Origin of the sequence: Micromonospora sp. NPDC051006, from assembly GCF_044456245.1 — a bacterium.
In the GTDB taxonomy this organism is placed as follows: Bacteria; Actinomycetota; Actinomycetes; order Mycobacteriales; family Micromonosporaceae; genus Micromonospora.
This window is the reverse complement of sequence record NZ_JBITFP010000019.1, coordinates 102,035-120,378: the sequence shown is the minus strand read 5'-3', so window position 1 is coordinate 120,378 and position 18,344 is coordinate 102,035. Positions and strand designations below refer to the sequence as shown.

At 73.4% G+C, this 18,344-nt stretch carries 18 protein-coding genes; 8 read left to right on the top strand and 10 right to left on the bottom strand.

The annotated features are described in order from the left end of the window. The first annotated feature begins 4 nt into the window (after positions 1-4). Entirely contained in the window at positions 5-457 is a 453-nt protein-coding gene (locus ACIBBA_RS24840) for a DUF6220 domain-containing protein (protein ID WP_396700342.1), read from the top strand. After that, a complete protein-coding gene (locus tag ACIBBA_RS24835) occupies positions 454-2,193 on the top strand; it encodes a multicopper oxidase family protein (protein ID WP_396700341.1) in 1,740 nt (579 codons plus the stop codon). Before ACIBBA_RS24840 ends, ACIBBA_RS24835 begins: the two co-directional genes overlap by 4 nt. Before the next feature lie 94 nt (positions 2,194-2,287). Here ACIBBA_RS24835 and ACIBBA_RS24830 read toward each other — a convergent pair whose 3' ends face one another. Continuing rightward, entirely contained in the window at positions 2,288-2,608 is a 321-nt protein-coding gene (locus ACIBBA_RS24830; RefSeq protein WP_396700340.1) for an OsmC family protein, read from the bottom strand. Positions 2,609-2,612: 4 nt separating this feature from the next. On the opposite strand from ACIBBA_RS24830, the gene ACIBBA_RS24825 reads away from it, so the two are divergent. The 6 genes from ACIBBA_RS24825 to ACIBBA_RS24800 all read left to right on the top strand — a co-directional run bounded on the left by ACIBBA_RS24825 (position 2,613) and on the right by ACIBBA_RS24800 (position 7,061). Next, positions 2,613-3,782, top strand: a complete 1,170-nt coding sequence (locus ACIBBA_RS24825; protein WP_396700339.1) for a phosphotransferase family protein — start codon at positions 2,613-2,615, stop codon at positions 3,780-3,782. 71 nt (positions 3,783-3,853) lie between these two features. Then, positions 3,854-4,237, top strand: a complete 384-nt coding sequence (locus ACIBBA_RS24820; RefSeq protein ID WP_396700338.1) for a VOC family protein — start codon at positions 3,854-3,856, stop codon at positions 4,235-4,237. 101 nt (positions 4,238-4,338) lie between these two features. Next, the gene (locus ACIBBA_RS24815) at positions 4,339-4,899 is read left to right on the top strand and encodes an RNA polymerase sigma factor (protein WP_396700337.1); all 561 of its coding nucleotides are present in this window, start codon (positions 4,339-4,341) and stop codon (positions 4,897-4,899) included. Beyond that, on the top strand, positions 4,896-6,068 hold the full coding sequence (locus tag ACIBBA_RS24810) for a CU044_5270 family protein (RefSeq protein ID WP_396700336.1): 1,173 nt from the start codon (positions 4,896-4,898) through the stop codon (positions 6,066-6,068). Before ACIBBA_RS24815 ends, ACIBBA_RS24810 begins: the two co-directional genes overlap by 4 nt. Positions 6,069-6,163: 95 nt before the next feature. Continuing rightward, on the top strand, positions 6,164-6,601 hold the full coding sequence (locus ACIBBA_RS24805) for a DNA-binding protein (RefSeq protein ID WP_396700335.1): 438 nt from the start codon (positions 6,164-6,166) through the stop codon (positions 6,599-6,601). A 106-nt stretch (positions 6,602-6,707) separates the two neighbouring features. After that, positions 6,708-7,061 carry an MmcQ/YjbR family DNA-binding protein gene (locus ACIBBA_RS24800; protein ID WP_350870898.1) on the top strand — a complete coding sequence of 118 codons (354 nt, stop codon included), beginning with the start codon at positions 6,708-6,710 and terminating at the stop codon, positions 7,059-7,061. Positions 7,062-7,113: 52 nt separating this feature from the next. Here ACIBBA_RS24800 and argH read toward each other — a convergent pair whose 3' ends face one another. From argH to pheT, 9 genes are all read right to left on the bottom strand, one after another. Continuing rightward, positions 7,114-8,577 carry an argininosuccinate lyase gene (gene argH / locus ACIBBA_RS24795; protein ID WP_396700364.1) on the bottom strand — a complete coding sequence of 488 codons (1,464 nt, stop codon included), beginning with the start codon at positions 8,575-8,577 and terminating at the stop codon, positions 7,114-7,116. Between the two features lie 14 nt (positions 8,578-8,591). Further along, on the bottom strand, positions 8,592-9,797 hold the full coding sequence (locus tag ACIBBA_RS24790; RefSeq protein WP_357059989.1) for an argininosuccinate synthase: 1,206 nt from the start codon (positions 9,795-9,797) through the stop codon (positions 8,592-8,594). Further along, complete coding sequence (locus ACIBBA_RS24785) at positions 9,794-10,309, bottom strand: arginine repressor (RefSeq protein ID WP_350870902.1); 516 nt, start codon at positions 10,307-10,309, stop codon at positions 9,794-9,796. The genes ACIBBA_RS24790 and ACIBBA_RS24785 overlap by 4 nt, the downstream gene beginning before the upstream one ends. Next, complete coding sequence (gene argF / locus ACIBBA_RS24780) at positions 10,306-11,277, bottom strand: ornithine carbamoyltransferase (protein WP_396700334.1); 972 nt, start codon at positions 11,275-11,277, stop codon at positions 10,306-10,308. The genes ACIBBA_RS24785 and argF overlap by 4 nt, the downstream gene beginning before the upstream one ends. Then, complete coding sequence (locus ACIBBA_RS24775; protein WP_396700333.1) at positions 11,274-12,554, bottom strand: acetylornithine transaminase; 1,281 nt, start codon at positions 12,552-12,554, stop codon at positions 11,274-11,276. The genes argF and ACIBBA_RS24775 overlap by 4 nt, the downstream gene beginning before the upstream one ends. Then, positions 12,551-13,438: an acetylglutamate kinase gene (gene argB / locus ACIBBA_RS24770; protein WP_396700332.1), complete on the bottom strand. Its 888-nt coding sequence runs from the start codon at positions 13,436-13,438 to the stop codon at positions 12,551-12,553. Before argB ends, ACIBBA_RS24775 begins: the two co-directional genes overlap by 4 nt. Next, complete coding sequence (gene argJ, locus ACIBBA_RS24765) at positions 13,435-14,607, bottom strand: bifunctional glutamate N-acetyltransferase/amino-acid acetyltransferase ArgJ (RefSeq protein WP_357059975.1); 1,173 nt, start codon at positions 14,605-14,607, stop codon at positions 13,435-13,437. Before argJ ends, argB begins: the two co-directional genes overlap by 4 nt. Further along, a complete protein-coding gene (gene argC, locus ACIBBA_RS24760; RefSeq protein WP_396700331.1) occupies positions 14,604-15,605 on the bottom strand; it encodes an N-acetyl-gamma-glutamyl-phosphate reductase in 1,002 nt (333 codons plus the stop codon). The genes argJ and argC overlap by 4 nt, the downstream gene beginning before the upstream one ends. Positions 15,606-15,768: 163 nt before the next feature. Continuing rightward, the gene (gene pheT / locus ACIBBA_RS24755; protein WP_396700330.1) at positions 15,769-18,315 is read right to left on the bottom strand and encodes a phenylalanine--tRNA ligase subunit beta; all 2,547 of its coding nucleotides are present in this window, start codon (positions 18,313-18,315) and stop codon (positions 15,769-15,771) included. Positions 18,316-18,344 lie beyond the last annotated feature (29 nt).

Genomic DNA, 18,344 nt, shown 5'->3' with positions numbered 1-18,344 from the left:
CACCATGCGCAAGGCCTTTGTCGTCGCCAGTACGGTGCTGCTCGTCGCGTTCGCCCTGCAGTTCGTCTTCGCCGCCGTGGGCGCGTTCACGAAACCCGCGGGTGACGGCGCGTACGCGCTGCACAGCGTCACCGGGATGGCGGTCATCCCGGTCCTCACCCTGCTCACCATCCTGTTCGCCGTGCTGGCGAAGGCGCCGGGCCGGCTCGTCGGTCTGGCGGTCCTGCCGCTCGGCCTCGTCGTCCTGCAGGCGCTCCTCGCCATGCTCGCGAACGCGTTCACCGACGCCGTGGGCGCCAGTACTCCGGTCGGCTTGACCATCGCCGGGCTGCACGCGATCAACGGAATCGTCGCCGTACACGTCGTGGTCGGTGTCCTCCGGGCAGCGCGCACGCTCGCCAGCCCGGCGCCGGCCGCCGCCGCCCAGGTGAGCGTCCGGGAAGGGGAGCCGGCATGACCGTCGGCTCGCTGCTCGCGGCCGACCTGGTGATCGCGGTCCTCGCGGCCGCCGGGTGGCTGGGCGGAGGCGCCGCGTCGGCTGCCCGACGCCGTCCGCTCGCCCTGGGGCTGGCCGCCTTCGCGCTGCTCGCCACGTTGGCCCGCGCGGTCACCATCACCGCGCTCGCCCGCGCCGGCTGGTGGTTCGCGGCGGAGAAGGTCCTCGTCGCCGCCCCGCTGTCGCTCGCGGCGGTGGCCGTCGCCGGACCGCGGCTGCTGCGGGCCCCGGGCGACATCCGGTCCGTCGCGGTCCCGCTCCTCTTCGCCGGGTACGCCGTGAGCGGCGGCCTGCTCGTCACGGTCCTGCACGGCTATCCGGCGTCGCCGGGCCTGGGACTGCTCGCGGTCGCCGGGGTCCTCGCGGCGACCGCGGTGTCCTGGCGCGCCCTCGGGCGGCGCCCGTCCCCGACGGTGTCCCGGGTGGCCCTGGCGGCGGCGGTCGCGGCGCTGGTGACCGGAACCGGGCTCGCCGCCACCCCGGACGCTGCTCCCGCCGTACCCCATGATCACGAATATCGGGACGCGCGGACCGTGGGCGAACCGACCAGGCGGTTCACCCTGACGGCCGGGACCGCCACGGTGAGCGTGAGCGGCCGGGACGTCGGGGCGTGGGCGTTCAACGGGCAGGTTCCCGGGCCGGAGTTGACCGCCACCGTCGGCGACGTCCTTGAGGTGACGCTGCGCAACCGGGACATCGGGCGGGGCGTCACGCTGCACTGGCACGGGTACGACGTGCCGAACAGCCAGGACGGGGTGCCCGGCGTGACGCAGGCGGCGGTGCTACCCGGACAGGAGTTCGTCTACCGGTTCCGCGCCGACCAGGTCGGGACGTACTGGTACCACACGCATGCGGTGTCCGACGTCGGCGTGCGGATGGGGCTCTACGGCGTCCTGGTGGTGCGCCCCGCGCCGCCGACCGGCGTCGACGTGACGGTGCCGGCGCACACGCTGGCCAACCTGCCACTGCCCGCACCGCGGGCGGAGCCGGTGCAGGCGGGAACGCCCGTGCGGCTGCGATTGATCAACACCGACAGCACCACGCACCGGTACGCCCTGGCCGGGACCCCGTTCCAGGTGGCCGCGATCGACGGATCCGATCTGCGGGGCCCCACCCCGCTTGTGGACACCGCCGTGCTGATCCCGGCCGGGGGCCGCTACGACCTGGTGTTCACCGCGCCCGCGACACCGGTGGCGCTGTTCGTGGACGGACGGACGGTGTGGTCGACCGGAGGCGTGTCGGCGGCGACCGGCGGATGGCCGGTGCTGGATCCGCTCGGCTACGGCGTCGGTTCTCCGGTGCCGTGGTCCCGGTACGACAAGGAGTTCACCCTCGTCCTGGATCGCGGCCTCGACCTGCACGGACTGCGTCCGCGCTACGCGCACACCGTCAACGGCGCGGCCGACCCCGACATCCCGCCGCAGGTCGTACGCCTCGGCGACGTCGTCAAGTTCACGATCGTGAACCGATCATCGGTGGTGCACCCGTGGCATCTGCACGGGCATCACGTCCTGGTGCTCTCCCGCAACAAAGAGCCGGCGACCGGGAGTCCCCTGTGGTTGGACTCGTTCGACGTCCGTCCCGGCGACGTCTGGGAGGTGGGGTTCCGGGCCGACAACCCCGGGGTGTGGGCCAACCACTGCCACAACCTGGCGCACGCCGACGCCGGGATGACACTGCACCTGATGTACTCGTGACCCGCCGTCGTGGGAGTGCTGACCTCACCCGTCCCGCGGGGTCGGCGTGACGTCGCCGGGGCGCGAACGCCACCGGCGACTCCGCCGGAGGAGCTCAGTCCTCGTGGGAACCGGCGGCCACGCTGGTCGAGACGGGAGTGCCCAGCTCGACGGTACGGGAGACGGTGCAGAGCCGGTCGTGCGACTGCTGCAGCGCCCGGGGCAGCGCCTCGCGCGCCTTGTCGCCGTCCTCGCCCGCCGGGAACATCACGGTGAACGCGACCGTGAGGTTCTCCATCCGGTTTCCCCCGGTCTCGTCCCGGATCTTGTCGCCGGTGACCTCGACGGAGAACTCGATCGGCTCGGCGCGGCGGCTGGTGATGTAATCGACGTCCACCGCGGTGCACCCGCCGATGGCCGCCAGAAGCAGTTCCACCGGCGTGAAGCTGCCGTCCTCACCCGTGCCCATCGACATCGACCCGCCGCGGCTGTTCCGCACGACGTACTGCCCCATGCTGGTGCGCTCGATCTCGACCGAGCGGAAAGTGTCCGCACTCATGACAGGCACGCTACCGAGGTCCGCTGGTCCCGGGGCCACCGGCCGAGCGATCGTCGGACAAGATCCGGCGGGGAGCATGTCCGCAAGCCTCAGGGGGCAGGAGAATTCCGTGATGAGCCACGCCTCGGACGACCCGGCGGCCACGGCGCTCAGCCGGTGGACCGGCACGGCCGTTCCCAAGCTGCTGGGCGAAGGGATGGAGGGCGCGGTCTACGAGATCGACGAGTCGCGCGTCGCGAAGCTGTGGTACGCCGGCTCTGTCGAGTTGTCGCGCCGGATGGCGAGGTTCTACGACGCCCTCGACACGAGGCCGTTCACATTTCGCGTACCGAGGATCGTGCAGGTCGAGACCGTCGAGGGGCGGGTGGTCACGATCGAGCGGCGGCTGACCGGCACCACGTTGTCGGCCGCCCTCGCGGCCGGCGCGGTGCGACGCGAGGACGCGTACGCCGTCTTTGTCGACGTGGTCCGCGAGCTTGCCGCCGGCGGCACGCTCGCGGCGGCCCGTGAGCTGACGGTGCTGGACGAGGCCTTCCCGCTGTTCGCAGCCGGGGAGGACTTTCCGGTGGCACTCGCGCGGCTCGCGGGACGCCGGGTCGAGCGTTTCCGGCCGGTGCTGGGCCAGGCCGTCGACCGCTTCGAAGCGAAGGCGGGGGCGTTGGCCGGCCGCCTGCTCGACGTCGACACCGGCCGGCGGGCGGTGGTCCACGGTGACCTGACTCCGGCGAACATCCTGGTCGGCACCGCGGGCAGGCCGAGCGCCGTGCTGGACTGGGGCTTCCTGACGACCGAGGGCGACCCGGCGTTCGACGCGGCCGTCGCCGCGGCGATCTTCGACATGTACGGGCACGAGTCGTCGCAGGTCGAACAGGATCTCCTCGACCGGATCGAGGAGCGAATGGGCTATGACCATGCCACGATGCTCGTCTATCGAGCCGCATACTCGCTGATCTCGGCGAATGCCTACGATCCGACGGGCCGGGACGGCCACTTCGCCTGGTGCGTGGCGGCACTCAACCGGGCCGACGTCACCAGGGCCCTGCTGGGCTGACAGGTCAGGACCTGGGTCCGCGGAGGCTGTCGTGCCGAGACAGCGCGTGCTGGCCCGCGTACGTTGACGCCATGGCGACCTTCTGGACCCTGGGCTGCGATGCCGACGATCCCCAGCGGATCGCTGCCTTCTGGGCGCTTGCCCTCGGCTATGTCAAGGAACCCGGTTTCGACGAGCCCGACAACGCGTCCATCGTCGACCCGGATGGCAGGGGCCCCGCCATCGGCTTCCTCAAGGTGCCCGAGGGCAAGTCCGCCAAGAACCGGATGCACATCGACGTCCGGGTGGCGGGCCCCGGTCCCTGGGACATGGCCGAGCGTGCCCGGCTGATCCGGCAGAAGGTGCCCGAGCTGGTGGCCGCCGGTGCGACGGTGGTCCGCGAAGAGCTCTACGGCGACGTGTTGGGGCACGTCGTCATGCGTGACCCCGAGGGCAACGAGTTCTGCGTCGCCTGAGGTCGGTCTCCTTCCACCCCGGTCGGTGATCGATGTAAGAAACGGCGCGCTCGAGTCATTTCCTGGTGACGGAGAAACTCTGACAGGAAGGGCCGGAGCCAGTGCCAGAACCCCAACCGGAGGACCATTTCACCGCCGTTTACCAGGCGCATCACCGGCAGGTGTACGCGTACGCCGTGACCCGAGCCGGTCGCCAGCTGGCCGACGAGGTCGTCGCCGAGACATTCCTGGTGGCGTGGCGGCGGTTGCCGGCGTTACCGATGGCAACGCCGCTGCCATGGCTGCTCGCGGTCGCTCGCAACGTGGTGGGTGAGCGGTACCGCGCGGAGGAACGGCAGCAGGCCGTTGCCGCCGAGATGCGCGCGTGGATCAGTGCCGAGGAGTTGTCCGTCGCCGACGTGGCGGACGGCGTCGCCGAGCGGGCCGCAGTGCTCACGGCTCTGGCCCGGCTGTCCGACGACGACCGCGAACTGTTGACCCTGGTGGCCTGGCACGGGCTGTCGCCGGGTGAGGTGGCTCGGGTCCTCGGCTGTTCCACAGCGACGTACTACGTGCGCCTGCATCGCGCCCGGCGTCACTTGAAGGACGCCATGTCCGCCGCCACCGAACCGGAGTTGCCCCGACCAAACGTCAGGCTGGTCCCGAAGGAGTCGATCCGATGAGCCGCTCAACAGATGTACTGGACCTGCTCGCCAAGGCCCGGCCGGCGCGGCTGGACCCGCCGTCCAACCGGGGCGAGCACACGGCGGACGCCGTCGCCGCCATCGTGACCGGGGCTTCTCCCGTCGAGGCACCGGCCAGGCCCGAGCGACACCGCCGGTCCAGGCGTCCACGGGTGGCTCTGCTCGGGGCGCTGGGGGCTGCGGCCGTCGTCACCGCCGTCGCCGTCGCCGTGGCGGTGACCGGACCGGGCGACGCTCCGCGCCGGGCACCCGGCGCGGCACCCGCCGTCGCGTCGCCGGCCACGCAGACGCCGATGGACTCCAGCCGGTTGCTGCTGGTGGCCGCCGAACGCAGCGACAGCGTTCCGCCGGCGGGCGGGCGCTATCTGACCATCCAGACGGAGAGCGGCTCCGCGGTGCCGGTCAAGGCCGCCGGCGGCGGGTACACCATGATCGCCAGGAGCGGCGGCCAGTACTGGCTGGCCCGCTCCAGCACCGACCGCAGTTGGGTCTTCGGGCAGTCGCTCGGCGCGGTGCCCGCCACCCCCGGCGACGAGGACGCCTGGCGTCGCAGCGGATCGCCCTCCGTCGTGAGGGTCACCAAGCCCAAGCCCTTCGACCTGCAGATCGCCCCGGGCGAGATCCAGGGCAACACCGTCGACGCGGACCATCTCTTCGCCCTCGGTGACCGCAACGTGTCGCAGGCGCAACTCGATGCGCTGCCAACCGACCCCGGCCCCCTCCGCGACGCGCTGCTCAGCCGCTTCCACGGGGGCGGCAGTGACCTGCCCACGGACCGCGACCAGTGGCTGTTCACCGTCGCCGCCAACGTGGTGATCGACCTGCCGGTCAGCAACGAGGTCCGCGCCGCCGCGTACCGCATGCTCGCCGCGTTGCCGGGGGTGCGGGGGCTTGGTGTCGTGCACGACCTGCGCGGTCGGCCCGGGCAGGCGGTCGCCTACCCGCAGGACAGCCCGGGCAACGGCCGTTTCGAGGTGCGCCTGATCATCGACCCGGACACCGGGCAGGCTCTCGGCAAGGAGCTGCGTGCGGTGCAGCCGCGTGGACGGGCGGCGTGGATCGCGCCGGGCGCGCTGTTCGCGTACCAGCTGGTGCTGGTGTCGGAAGGAACCGACGACAACCCGCCGTCCGTGGCCCTGAGGGACTGACCTCGCGCACGCCCAGCCGGCGGCGGCGCTACTGCGCCGCCGCCGCCTTTCAACATTCCGTTGACAACAGCCGGTTCATGTACTGGAATCGGTTCATGACCCAGACCCAGGACGACCCGTTCGCCGCGCCCGACCCGGCTCGGGCCCGGGCCCACCGCACCTACGCGGCGCTCAGCCGGATCACCGAGCGGCACGCCGGCACCGACACCCGTCGGCGTCGCTACGCCAACCCGTACGTGGCCGACCCGTGGGAGGCCGTCGCCCTGGTCACGGCCCTGGCCGCCGGCGGGGCCGAACTCGACGACGGCGAGGAGCCGGTCGACGACGGCGACCTCACCGCCGCGTTGACCCTGCTGCCGCACGTCCGCGCCGAACTCGACGCGCTGGAGTCGGGCCTGTTGACGCTGGCCCGCGCTCGCGGGCTCACCTGGCAGGCGATCGCCTTCGGGCTCGGGCTGGGCAGCGCGCAGGCCGCCCGGCAGCGCTTCGACCGGCTGGCGGACCGCGCCGGAGCGACCGCCGCCGGGCAGTGACCAGGTCGCGGCCGCTCCATCCGCTCTCCTGACAGCGGCGTCAACCCGGGACGGCTACCACCACCTCGGGCAGACTGTGCGGGAAGCCAACCGACGGGAGGGCGCGATGCGGCGCGAGGAGATGCTGGCGTACTGCCTGGCGAAGCCGGGCGCCTGGCTGGACCAGCCGTGGGAGGGCGACGAGGTGGTCAAGGTGGGCAGCCGGATCTTCGCGTTCCTCGGCTCACCGGCGGCCGACCCGACCATCGGGTTGAAGTGCGGCCCGACCCGGGAGGCGGCCGACGAGTGGCTGCACCGGTACCCGTCCGACGCCCGGGTGATGCCCTACATCGGACGGTCCGGGTGGAACACCCTGCGGCTGGACGGCGGGATCGACGACGAGGAGCTGACCGAGGCGGTCGACGCGTCGTACGACGCGGTGGTGGCCAAGCTGCCGAAGCGGGAGCGGCCGACGGTGTGAACAGCCGTGGGTGCCCGCGCGGCGCCCGAGGGGGCGCCGCGCGGGCGCAGGCTCAGCGGGGGACGACCCGTTCGGCGGCCCAGTCCCGCCAGCCGGCCAGCTTGTCCGCCGCGGCGGCGAGCTGGTCGGCGACCGGGCCGGGGCCGGTGGAGCCGGGCGTGATCCGGGCGGCGAGCGCCGAACGGACCGAGAGCACGTCACGCACCGACGGGTCCAGGTGCGCGCTGACCGTCGCCAGGTCGTCGTCGGAGACCTCGTCCAGGGCGCAGTCCCGGGCGACGCAGAGCGCGACCAGCCGGCCGGTGATCTCGTGCGCGTCGCGGAACGGCACGCCCTTGCGGACCAGCCAGTCGGCCACCTCGGTGGCCAGCGAGTAGCCCACCGGCGCGGCGGCGACCAGCCGGTCGACCCGTACCGTCATGGTGGAGATCATGCCGGCCAGCGCCGGCAGCAGCAGCTCCAGCGTGTCGACCGCGTCGAAGGCGGGCTCCTTGTCCTCCTGCATGTCCCGGTCGTACGTCATCGGCAGGCCCTTGAGCATGGTGAGCACGCTCATCAGCCCGCCGACGAGACGGCCGGACTTGCCCCGGGCCAGTTCGGCGATGTCCGCGTTCTTCTTCTGCGGCATGATCGACGATCCGGTGGCGAAGGCGTCGTCCAGCTCCACCCAACCGAACTCCTGCGAGGTCCAGAGCACCACCTCCTCGCCGAGTCGGGACAGGTGCACCCCGGCCAGCGCGGTGACGAAGAGGAACTCGGCGACGAAGTCCCGGTCGGCGACCGCGTCCATCGAGTTGGCGAAGGAGGTGCGGAACCCCAGCTCCTTGGAGACGGCCACCGGGTCCAGCGGCAGCGACGAGCCGGCCAGCGCGCCAGCCCCGAGCGGGCTGACGGCCGTGCGATGGTCCCAGTCGCGCAGTCGCTCCAGGTCGCGCAGCAGTGGCTGCACGTGGGCGAGCAGCCAGTGCCCGAAGGTGACCGGCTGGGCGTGCTGCAGGTGGGTCATCCCGGGCGCCGGGGTCTCCACGTGCCGCTCGGCCTGCTCGACCAGGGCCTCGGCCAGCTCGACCAACCGGCTGGCCACCCCCCGGGCGTGATCGCGCAGGTAGAGCCGCAGGTCGGTGGCGACCTGGTCGTTGCGCGACCGGCCGGCGCGCAGCTTTCCGCCGAGGCTGCCGAGCCGCTCCAGCAGGCCGCGCTCCAGGGCGGTGTGCACGTCCTCGTCGTCGACGGTCGGCCGGAACTGCCCGGAGGCGCAGGCCGCCTCCAGGTCGTCGAGCGCGGCCAGCATCCGGCCCAGTTCCTCGGGATCCAGCAGGCCGGCGCCGGCCAGGACCCGGGCGTGCGCCCGGGACCCGGCGATGTCGTACGGGGCGAGGCGCCAGTCGAACTGCACGCTCACCGACAGCCGGGCCAGGGCCTCGGCAGGGCCGCCGGCGAACCGGCCACCCCACAGGCTGGTCCGGTTGGTGGCGGCGCTGTTCTCGGTCAGGCTCTTGTCGTCCACCCCGCCCATTGTGGTCCCCACGGTCAGGAGCCACCCAGCCGGGCGTCCCGGGCGGCGGCCATCTTGCTCGGCAGGCCCCACAGCTGCACGAAGCCCTTGGCCAGCGACTGGTCGAAGGTGTCGCCGGTGTCGTAGGTCGCCATGCCGAAGTCGTAGAGGCTGGCCTCGGAGCGCCGGCCGGTGACGGTGGCCCGGCCGCCGTGCAGGGTGAGCCGCACCTCGCCGGAGACGTGCCGCTGGGCGTCGTCGATGAACGCGTCCAGCGAGTCCTTCAGCGGCGAGAACCAGAGGCCGTCGTAGACCAGCTCACCCCAGCGCTGGTCGACGCTCTTCTTGAACCGGGCCAGGTCCCGCTCGACGGTGACCGCCTCCAGCTCCTGGTGGGCGGTGATCAGCGCGATCGCGCCGGGCGCCTCGTACACCTCGCGGCTCTTGATGCCGACGAGGCGGTCCTCGACCATGTCGAGCCGGCCGACGCCCTGGGCGCCGGCGCGCCGGTTGAGCTCCAGGATCGCCTGGTACGGGGTGACCGTCTCACCGTCGACGGCGACCGGTACGCCGCCGTCGAAGGTGATCACGACCTCGTCGGCGTCACGCGGCTCCGCCGGGTCGGAGGTGTACGAGTAGAGGTCCTCGATCGGGCCGTTCCAGATGTCCTCCAGGAAGCCCGTCTCGACGGCGCGGCCCCACAGGTTCTGGTCGATGGAGTACGGCGACTTCGCCGACACGTCGATCGGCAGGCCCTTCTCCTCGGCGAAGGCGATGGCCTTGTCCCGGGTCCAGGCGAAGTCCCGGGCCGGCGCGATGATCTTCAGCTCGGGGGCGAGGGCGGCCAGGCCGACCTCGAAGCGGACCTGGTCGTTGCCCTTGCCGGTGCAGCCATGCGAGACGATGGTGCCGCCGTGCTTGCGCGCCGCGGCGACCAGGTGCTTGACGATCAGCGGCCGGGACAGCGCGGAGACCAACGGATAGCGGTCCATGTAGAGGGCGTTGGCCCGGATGGCCGGCAGGCAGTAGTCGGCGGCGAACTCGTCGCGCGCGTCGACCACCTCGGACTCGGCGGCGCCGCAGTCGAGCGCGCGCTGCCGGATCGCGTCGAGGTCCTCGCCGCCCTGCCCGACGTCGACCGCGACCGCGATCACCTCGGCGCCGGTCTGCTCGGCCAGGTAGGGAATGGCGACGGAGGTGTCCAGCCCTCCGGAGTACGCCAGGACGACCCGCTCGGTCATGGTGTGGTGCTCCCTTCAACGTTCTCTTCGCGGCGGGCCCAGCCGGCGAGCTTCTCGCCGAGCGCGGCTCCGCCGTCGGCCTCGCGGGCCACGACGAGGATGGTGTCGTCGCCGGCAATGGTGCCGACGACCTCGGGCAGGCCCGCTCGGTCCAACGCGCTGGCCAGGTAGTGAGCTGCGCCCGGCGGGGTGCGCAGTACGGCGATGTTGCCGCTGGAGTCGACCCCGTTGAGCAGCTCGTGCAGCAGCCGGACCAGCCGGGCGGGGGCCGCCTCGGCGTCGCGCAGCGGCCGGTGGCCGTCCTCGGGGATCAGGTAGACGGCCCGCCCGTCACCGCCGCGGGCCTTGACCGCGCCCAGCTCCTCCAGGTCCCGCGACAGGGTGGCCTGGGTGACTCCGACGCCGTCTCCGGCGAGCAGGTCGGCCAGTTCGGTCTGCGAGCGGATCGCCTTGTCCCGGATCAGCTCGACGATGCGGGCGTGCCGGGCGGCGCGTGTCAGCGGGGTGGTCATCGGATCTCCCTGGTCACGGTGGCGTCCGGCGCCGCCGCGTCCGGGTTCGCTTCCCCGAGCAGGAACGTGAGCAGCGCCTTCTGGGCGTGCAGCCGATTCTCCGCCTGGTCGAAGACCGCGCTGCGCGGGCCGTCGAGCACCTCGTCGGTGATCTCCTCGCCGCGGTGTGCGGGCAGGCAGTGCAGCACGATCGCGCCCGGCGCGGCCTGCGCGAGCAGCTCGGCGTTGACCTGGTACGGCAGGAACGGGGTGATCCGGTCCAGCCCGTCGGCCTCCTGGCCCATCGAGGTCCAGGTGTCGGTGGCGATCACGTCGGCGCCCTTGACGGCTTCGGCCGGGTCGGTCAGCACGCTCACCGAACCGCCGGTGCCGGCGGCGATCTCGGTGGCCCGGGACACCACCGCGGCGTCGGGGGCGAAGCCGGCCGGCCCGGCCACCCGTACGTGCATCCCGGCGGTCACCCCGGCCAGCAGGTAGGAGTGGGACATGTTGTTGGCCGCGTCGCCGAGGTAGGCGAGGGTACGCCCGGCGGTGCCGCCGCACCGCTCCCGGATGGTGAGCAGGTCGGCCAGGAGCTGGCAGGGGTGGAAGCCGTCGGTGAGCGCGTTGACGACCGGCACGGTGGCGCCCCCGGCGACCTCGGCGATCCGGTCGTCGCCGTGGGTGCGCAGCACGATCGCGGCGACGTAGCGGGACAGCACCCGCCCGGCGTCGGCGAGGGTCTCACCCCGGCCGAAGTGGGTGACCTGGGTGTCCACCACGAGCGGGTGCCCGCCCAGCTCGGCGATGCCGGCGTCGAAGGAGATCCGGGTGCGCAGGCTCTGCTTGTCGAAGAGCACCGCCACCGAACGCGGCCCGGCGAGGGGCTGGTAGCCGAACCGGTCGGCCTTCATCCGGGCGGCCAGGTCGAGCACGGCCGACTGCTCGGCCGGGCTGAGGTCGTCGTCCCGCAGGAAGTGCCGGCTCATGCGTTCGTCTCCGTCGTGGTGGGCTGGACCGGCGTCGAGGGCCGGGGTGACGTCGGCCCCGCCGGGGGGCGCCGCTGGCCGAGCTCCGACGCGAACGCGGCGACGGGAGCCGGCGCGGTGGCGTCGAGCGCGGCGGGCAGGGCGGCCAGGAAGGCGTCGACCTGCTCGGCGGTGAGGATCAGCGGCGGGGCGAGCCGGAGCACGCCCGGCTGCACCGGGTTGACCAGGAAACCCGCCGCGCGCAGCGCCTCGCCGAGCGCCGGGGCGACCGGCTCGGTCAGCACCACGCCGAGCAGCAGCCCGGCGCCGCGCACCCCGGCGACCAGCGGGTGGCCCAGCGCCTCGATCCCCCGGCGCAGCCGCTCGCCGACCCGCTTGACGTGGTCGAGCAGGCCCTCGTTGGCGATGGTCGCCACCACGGCCAGGGCGGCGGCGCAGCTGATCGGGTTGCCACCGAAGGTCGTACCGTGCGAGCCCGGGGTGAGCAGGTCGGCGGCCCGACCGAAGGCCAGCGTGGCGCCGAGCGGCAGCCCGCCGCCGAGCCCCTTGGCCAGGGTGATCACGTCCGGCTCGACGCCCTCGGCCTGGTGGGCGAACCAGTGCCCGGTCCGCCCGATGCCGGTCTGCACCTCGTCGAGCACCAGCAGCGCGCCGTGCCGCGCGGTGATCAGCCGGGCCGCGGCCAGGTAGCCGGCGGGCGGCACGACCACGCCGCTCTCGCCCTGGATCGGCTCCAGGATGACCATGGCGGTGGCGTCGCTGACCGCCGCCTCCAACGCGGCCACGTCGCCGTAGTCGACGTGGGTGACCTCGCCGGGCAGCGGGCGGAACGGGTCGGCCTTGGCCGGTTGACCGGTGAGCGCGAGCGCGCCCATGGTCCGGCCGTGGAAACCGCCCCGGGTGGCGACCACGTGGGTGCGGCCGGTACGCCGGGAGAGCTTGAACGCCGCCTCGTTCGCCTCCGCCCCGGAGTTGGCGAAGAAGACCCGGCCCGGCCGGCCGGCCAGCGCCAGCAGCAGCTCGGCCAGGGCGACCGGCGGCTCGGCGACGAAGAGGTTCGAGACGTGGCCGAGGGTGGCGACCTGCTTGGAGACGGCGGCGACCACGGCGGGGTGGGCGTGGCCCAGGGCGTTCACCGCGATCCCGCCCACCAGGTCGACGTACTCCCGGCCGGTGTCGTCGACCACGACGGCGCCCGAGCCGGCGACCAGCGCCAGTGGCGGCGTGCCGTAGTTGTCCATCATGGCCTGGCCCCAGCGCTGCACCAGGCTGCTCATGACTCCATCACCATCGTTCCGAATCCTTCCGTGGTGAAGACCTCGAGCAGCGTGGAGTGGGCGACCCGGCCGTCGACGACGTGCGCGGCGGGCACGCCCCCGCGCACCGCCCGCAGGCAGGCCTCCATCTTCGGCACCATCCCCGACTCCAGGGAGGGCAGCAGCTTCGCCAGGTCGTCGGCGCTGATCTCGGAGATCAGGCTGGCGGCGTCCGGCCAGTCGGCGTAGAGGCCGGCGACGTCGGTGAGCACCACCAGCTTGCGGGCCTGCAACGCGATCGCCAGCGCGGCGGCGGCGGTGTCGGCGTTGAGGTTGTGCAGCACCCCGTCGGCGTCCGGCGCGACGGTCGAGATCACCGGGATCCGGCCGGCGTCGATCAGGTCGGTGACGGCCGAGATGTCGACCGACTCGACGTCGCCGACCTGGCCGACGTCGACCGGTTCGCCGTCGACGTACGCCGGCCGGCGTACCGCGGTGAACAGCCCGGCGTCCTCGCCGGAGAGGCCGACCGCGAACGGGCCGTGCGCGTTGATCAGCCCGACCAGTTCCCGGCCCACCTGGCCGACCAGCACCATCCGGACCACGTCCATCGCCTCCGGGGTGGTCACCCGAAGGCCACCGCGGAACTCGCTGGCGATGCCGAGCCGGCCGAGCATGGCCGAGATCTGCGGCCCGCCGCCGTGCACGACGACCGGCTTCAGGCCGGCGTAGCGCAGGAAGACCATGTCGGCGGCGAAGGCCCGCTGCAGCTCGGGGTCGACCATGGCGTTGCCGCCGTACTTGACCACCACGGTCGAGCCGGAGAAGCGGGCCAGCCAGGGCAGCGCCTCGATCAGCGTGGCGGCCTTGGCCTGGGAGCGGGTGAGGTCGGCAGAGAGGGTCATGAGGAGTAGGCCGAGTTCTCGTGCACGTACGCGTGGGAGAGGTCGTTGGTCCAGACGGTGGCCGCGGCGGCGCCGGCGTTCAGGTCGATCCGGATCGTCACGTCCCGCCCGGTCAGGTCGACCTTCGACCGGTCCTCGGCGGCCGCGCCGGCCCGGCACACCCAGACCCCGTTGACCGCGACGTCGACAGCGTCCGGCTCGAACGCGGCGGCGGTGGTGCCGACCGCGGCGAGGATCCGCCCCCAGTTCGGGTCGTTGCCGAACAGCGCCGTCTTGACCAGGTTGTTGCGGGCCACCGCCCGGCCCACCTCGACCGCGTCGTCCTCGCTCGCGGCGCCGACCACGTCGATGGCGATCTGCTTGGTGGCGCCCTCGGCGTCGGCGATCAGCTGCTGGGCCAAGTCGTGGGCGGCGGCGGTAACCGCGGCGGTCAGCTCCGCCCGGTCGGGCGTGATGCCGGAGGCCCCGCTGGACAGCAGCAGCACGGTGTCGTTGGTGGACATGCAGCCGTCGGAGTCGATCCGGTCGAAGGTGACCCGGCACGCCTCGCGCAGCGCCGCGTCCAGCTCCTCCGGCCCGGCCACCGCGTCGGTGGTCAGCACGCAGAGCATGGTGGCCATGGCCGGCGCCAGCATGCCGGCGCCCTTGGCCATGCCTCCGACGGACCAGCCGCTGCCGGCCACGACGGTGGTCTTCGAGCGGGTGTCCGTGGTCATGATCGCCTCGGCGGCGGAGAGCCCACCGTCGCGGGCCAGCCCACGAACGGCCGTGCGCACCCCGGAGAGCAGCGCGGGCATGGGCAGCCGCTCGCCGATCAGGCCGGTGGAGCAGACCGCGACCTCGCCGGCGCCCAGGATCAGCCGGGGGCTGGCCGCGGTGAGCGTGGCGGCGGCGTGCTCGGCGGTGGCGTGGGTGTCCTGGAAGCCGGCCGGGCCGGTGCAGGCGTTCGCGCCGCCCGAGTTGAGCACGACGGCCCGGACCACGCCGCCGCGGACCACCTGCTGGGTCCAGAGCACCGGTGCGGCCTTCACCCGGTTGGCGGTGAAGACCGCGGCGACGCCCGCGTCCGGTCCGTCGTTGAGCACCACGGCCACGTCGGCCGCGCCGCTGGGCTTCAGCCCGGCGGCCACCCCGGCCGCCCGGAAGCCCCGAGGGGCGGTGACGGTCACGGGGTGACCCCCCAGACCGAGAGGCCGGTGGTCTCCGGCAGGCCGAACATCAGGTTGGCGTTCTGCACGGCCTGGCCGGCCGCGCCCTTGCCCAGGTTGTCCAGCGCGCTCAGCACGATCAGGCGGCGGGAGTCGACGTCGACGGTGGCCTGCAGGTGGCAGGAGTTGGAGCCGAGCGTGGCGGCGGTGTGCGGCCAGCGCCCCTCGGGCAGCACGTGCACGAACGGCGAGTCCGCGTACGCCTCGGCGAGCACCGCCTGCGGGTCCACGCCGCGGGCCGGCACCGCGGTCACCGTGGCCAGGATGCCGCGGGGCATCGGCGCGAGAACCGGGGTGAAGGAGAGGCTGGTCGCCCCGGTCGCCTGCTTGATCTCCGGCACGTGCTGGTGGGTGCCGACCCGGTAGGGCGACAGGTCCCCCATGACCTCGCTGGCCAGCAGGTGCGCCTTGGCGGCCCGCCCCGCCCCGGAGGTGCCGGAGGCGGCGACCACGACCACGTCGGCCGGCTCCGCCGCGCCGGCCGCGATCAGCGGGGCGAGCGCCAGGGTGATCGTGGCGGCGTAGCAGCCGGTGTTGGCCACCCGGGTGGAGCCGGCGATCAGCTCCCGCTGCCCGGGCAGCTCCGGCAGGCCGTAGGTCCACTGCCCGGCGTGGGTGCCGCCGTAGTACTGCGCCCAGTCGTAGGGGTTGGCGAGCCGGTGGTCGGCGCCGAGGTCCACGATCCGGACGTCGGCGGGCAGCTGGGCGGCGAGCGCCGCCGACTCGCCGTGCGGCAGGGCGAGGAAGACCAGGTCCGCCTCGGCCAGGGTCTCCGGTCCGGTCGCGCCGAGCACCAGGTCCAGCCCGGTGAGCTGCGGGTGTACGACATCGACGCGGTGCCCGGCCTGGCTGTGTGCGGTGGCGGCGACCAGTTCGAACTCCGGGTGCCCGGCGATCAGGCGGAGCAGCTCCCCGCCGGCGTAACCGCTGGCCCCGGCGACCGCGACTCGGATCCCCATACTCACCTCCGCATGACTATGCACCGAAGGCTAGCAGCGATGATCTCCGTCCGCAAGTTCATGCAGCGGATTGCATGAAGATGAGAAATGGCTTGCGTCACCCCTGACCGAGACGCGAACGGGCCCCGGCCGTCAGCTGACAGCCGGGGCCCGTTGATCCGTCTCAGGCGCCGCGCAGGGTGGCGCCGAAACGCTCGGCGGCCACGGCGACCGCCGCGTCCCGGGCGGCCACCGCCTCCTCCACGGTCAACGTCCGGTCCGGCGCCCGGAAGGTGAGCTTGTACGCCAGCGACCGGCGCCCGGCGCCGAGCTGCTCCGAGGCGTACACGTCGAAGAGCCGCACATCCTCCAGCAGCTCGCCGGCGCCCTCGGTGAGGGCGCGCTGCACCTCGGCCGCGGGCACCGTCTCGTCGAGAACCAGCGCCACGTCGATCAGCGCCGGCGGGAAGCCGGAGACGGTCGGCGCGGGCAGCACCGGCGGCGCCGGCACCAGATCGAGGTTCAGCTCCATGGCGCTGGTCCGCCGGGGCAGCTCCAGCGCCGCGACGGCCGTCGGGTGCAGTTCGCCGGCGTGCCCGACGACGGTGCCGTCGACCAGCAGCTCGGCGCAGCGGCCCGGGTGCCACGGCGCGTACTCGGCGGCCCGGACCTCGACCCGGTCCGCCGGGATGCCGGCGGCGGCGAGCACCGTGCGACCGGCCTCGACCGCGTCCGCCCAGCCGGCCACCCGACCCGGGCCCCACCAGCCGGAGAGCTCCACCTCGCCGGTCAGCACCGCGGCGACGTGCCGGGGCTGGTCGGGCACGACCGCGTCGGCGGCGGCGAACTCGGCGTCGGTCGGACGCCGGTCCACCCCCATCGCCGGCGGACTGCCCGCGCCGGGGCGCGGATGGAACACCGCTCCGATCTCGTAGAGCGCGACGTCGCGGTGGCCCCGACCGAGGTTGCGCTTGAGGGTCCCGAGCAGCGGGCCGAGCAGCGTGGTGCGCAGCAGCGGCTCCTCGTCGGAGAGCGGGTTGGCCAGCCGCACCGCCTGCCGACGAGGGTCCTGCTCGGGCAGGCCGAGCAGGTCGGGCAGCTCGGGCGAGACGAACGGGTGGGCCAGCACCTCGACGTACCCGTGCTCGGCCAGCGATCGGGCGACCGCCCGGCGCCGACGCTGCTGCCAGGTCAGCCCGCGGCCGGCCGGCGCCAGCGGCAGCACCGACGGCACCCGGTCGTAGCCGTCGAGGCGGACCACCTCCTCGACCAGGTCGGCCGGGTCGGTCAGGTCGGGCCGCCAGCTCGGCGGGATGACGGTCAGCGCCAGCCCGGCCCCGGCGGCGACGCCGACGGCACCCGGATCCTCGGCCAGCCGGTCCGAGCCCTGAGCCACGGTGCAGCCGACCTGCTCCAGCAGGGCGACCACCCGCGCCGGCGGGTAGTCGACCCCGATCCGCCGGGTCGGCAGGTCCACCGGCAGGGTCACCGGGGTACGCGGCCGGACGTGGTCGATGTCCAGGATCTCGTCGCCCACGACGCCGCCGCCGTACTCGGTGAGCAGCCGCACCGCCCGCTCCAGCGCGACCAACGCCAGGGCCGGGTCGACGCCCCGCTCCCAGCGCTTCGCCGCCTCGCTGAACAGCTTGTGCCGGCGGGCGGTGCGCCCGACCATCACCTGATCCCAGTGCGCGGCCTCGAAGAGCACGTTGGTGGTGTCGGCGACGACCTCGCTGGTCTGGCCGCCCATCACCGCGGCCAGCGAGATGGGGCCGGTCTCGTCGCAGATCACCATGTCCTCCGGCGCGAGCACCCGCTCGACGCCGTCCAGGGTGGTCAGCTTCTCCCCCGCCTCGGCCCGGCGGACGACGAGAGGCCCGGCGATCCGGTCGGCGTCGAACGCGTGCATCGGCTGGCCCAGTTCGAGCATCACGTAGTTGGTGATGTCGACCGGCAGCGAGATGCTCCGGACGCCGGCGGTGGTCAGCCGCCGCTGCATCCAGCCGGGCGTGGGCGCGGCCGGGTCGACGCCGCGGACCATCCGGGCGGCGAACCGGTCGCAGCCGACCGTGTCGCGCACCTGCACCGGGTACGCCGGCTGCGGGGTGCCGCCCGGCGCGGGCGCCAGGCCCGGGTCGCGGAACGGCACACCGAGCGCGTGCGACAGCTCCCGGGCCAGGCCGCGCAGGCTCAGCGCGTACCCCCGGTCGGGGGTGATCTCCAGCTCCAGCACGACGTCGTCGAGGCCGACGACCGGGCGCGCGTCGTCGCCCGGCTTCGCCGGCGTCTCGGCGGGCAGCACGATGATGCCGGAGTGGTCGTCACCGAGGCCCAACTCCTTGGCCGAGCAGATCATGCCGTTGGAGTTGTGGCCGTAGGTCTTGCGGGCGCCGATGGCGAAGCCGCCGGGCAGCACTCCGCCGGGGAGGATGACCACCACCCGGTCGCCGACGGCGAAGTTGCGCGCTCCGCAGACGATCTCCTGCGGTTCGCCGGTGCCGTTGGCGGCGCCCACGTCCACGCGGCAGAACCGGATCGGCTTCTTGAAGCCGGTGAGCTCCTCGATCTCCAGCACCTCACCGACCACCAGCGACCCGGTGACGGTCTCCCGCAGGTCCACCGCGGAATCGACCTCGATACCGAGGTCGACCAGGGCCTGCTCCAGGTCACCGGTGGGCAGGTCGGCGGGGAGGTCGACGTACTCCCGCAGCCAGCTGACAGAAACTCGCATGACTCAGACCACCGTCTCCGTAACTCGTA

Excerpts from the sequence above, each read along its gene's own strand:
- ACIBBA_RS24840 (WP_396700342.1), top strand. The coding sequence starts at position 5 with ATGCGCAAGGCCTTTGTCGTCGCCAGTACGGTGCTGCTCGTCGCGTTC.
- ACIBBA_RS24835 (WP_396700341.1), top strand. The coding sequence starts at position 454 with ATGACCGTCGGCTCGCTGCTCGCGGCCGACCTGGTGATCGCGGTCCTC.
- ACIBBA_RS24820 (WP_396700338.1), top strand. The coding sequence starts at position 3,854 with ATGGCGACCTTCTGGACCCTGGGCTGCGATGCCGACGATCCCCAGCGG.
- ACIBBA_RS24810 (WP_396700336.1), top strand. The coding sequence starts at position 4,896 with ATGAGCCGCTCAACAGATGTACTGGACCTGCTCGCCAAGGCCCGGCCG.
- ACIBBA_RS24805 (WP_396700335.1), top strand. The coding sequence starts at position 6,164 with ATGACCCAGACCCAGGACGACCCGTTCGCCGCGCCCGACCCGGCTCGG.
- ACIBBA_RS24800 (WP_350870898.1), top strand. The coding sequence starts at position 6,708 with ATGCGGCGCGAGGAGATGCTGGCGTACTGCCTGGCGAAGCCGGGCGCC.
- argH (WP_396700364.1), bottom strand. The coding sequence starts at position 8,577 with ATGGGCGGGGTGGACGACAAGAGCCTGACCGAGAACAGCGCCGCCACC.
- ACIBBA_RS24790 (WP_357059989.1), bottom strand. The coding sequence starts at position 9,797 with ATGACCGAGCGGGTCGTCCTGGCGTACTCCGGAGGGCTGGACACCTCC.
- ACIBBA_RS24785 (WP_350870902.1), bottom strand. The coding sequence starts at position 10,309 with ATGACCACCCCGCTGACACGCGCCGCCCGGCACGCCCGCATCGTCGAG.
- argF (WP_396700334.1), bottom strand. The coding sequence starts at position 11,277 with ATGAGCCGGCACTTCCTGCGGGACGACGACCTCAGCCCGGCCGAGCAG.
- ACIBBA_RS24775 (WP_396700333.1), bottom strand. The coding sequence starts at position 12,554 with ATGAGCAGCCTGGTGCAGCGCTGGGGCCAGGCCATGATGGACAACTAC.
- argB (WP_396700332.1), bottom strand. The coding sequence starts at position 13,438 with ATGACCCTCTCTGCCGACCTCACCCGCTCCCAGGCCAAGGCCGCCACG.
- argC (WP_396700331.1), bottom strand. The coding sequence starts at position 15,605 with ATGGGGATCCGAGTCGCGGTCGCCGGGGCCAGCGGTTACGCCGGCGGG.
- pheT (WP_396700330.1), bottom strand. The coding sequence starts at position 18,315 with ATGCGAGTTTCTGTCAGCTGGCTGCGGGAGTACGTCGACCTCCCCGCC.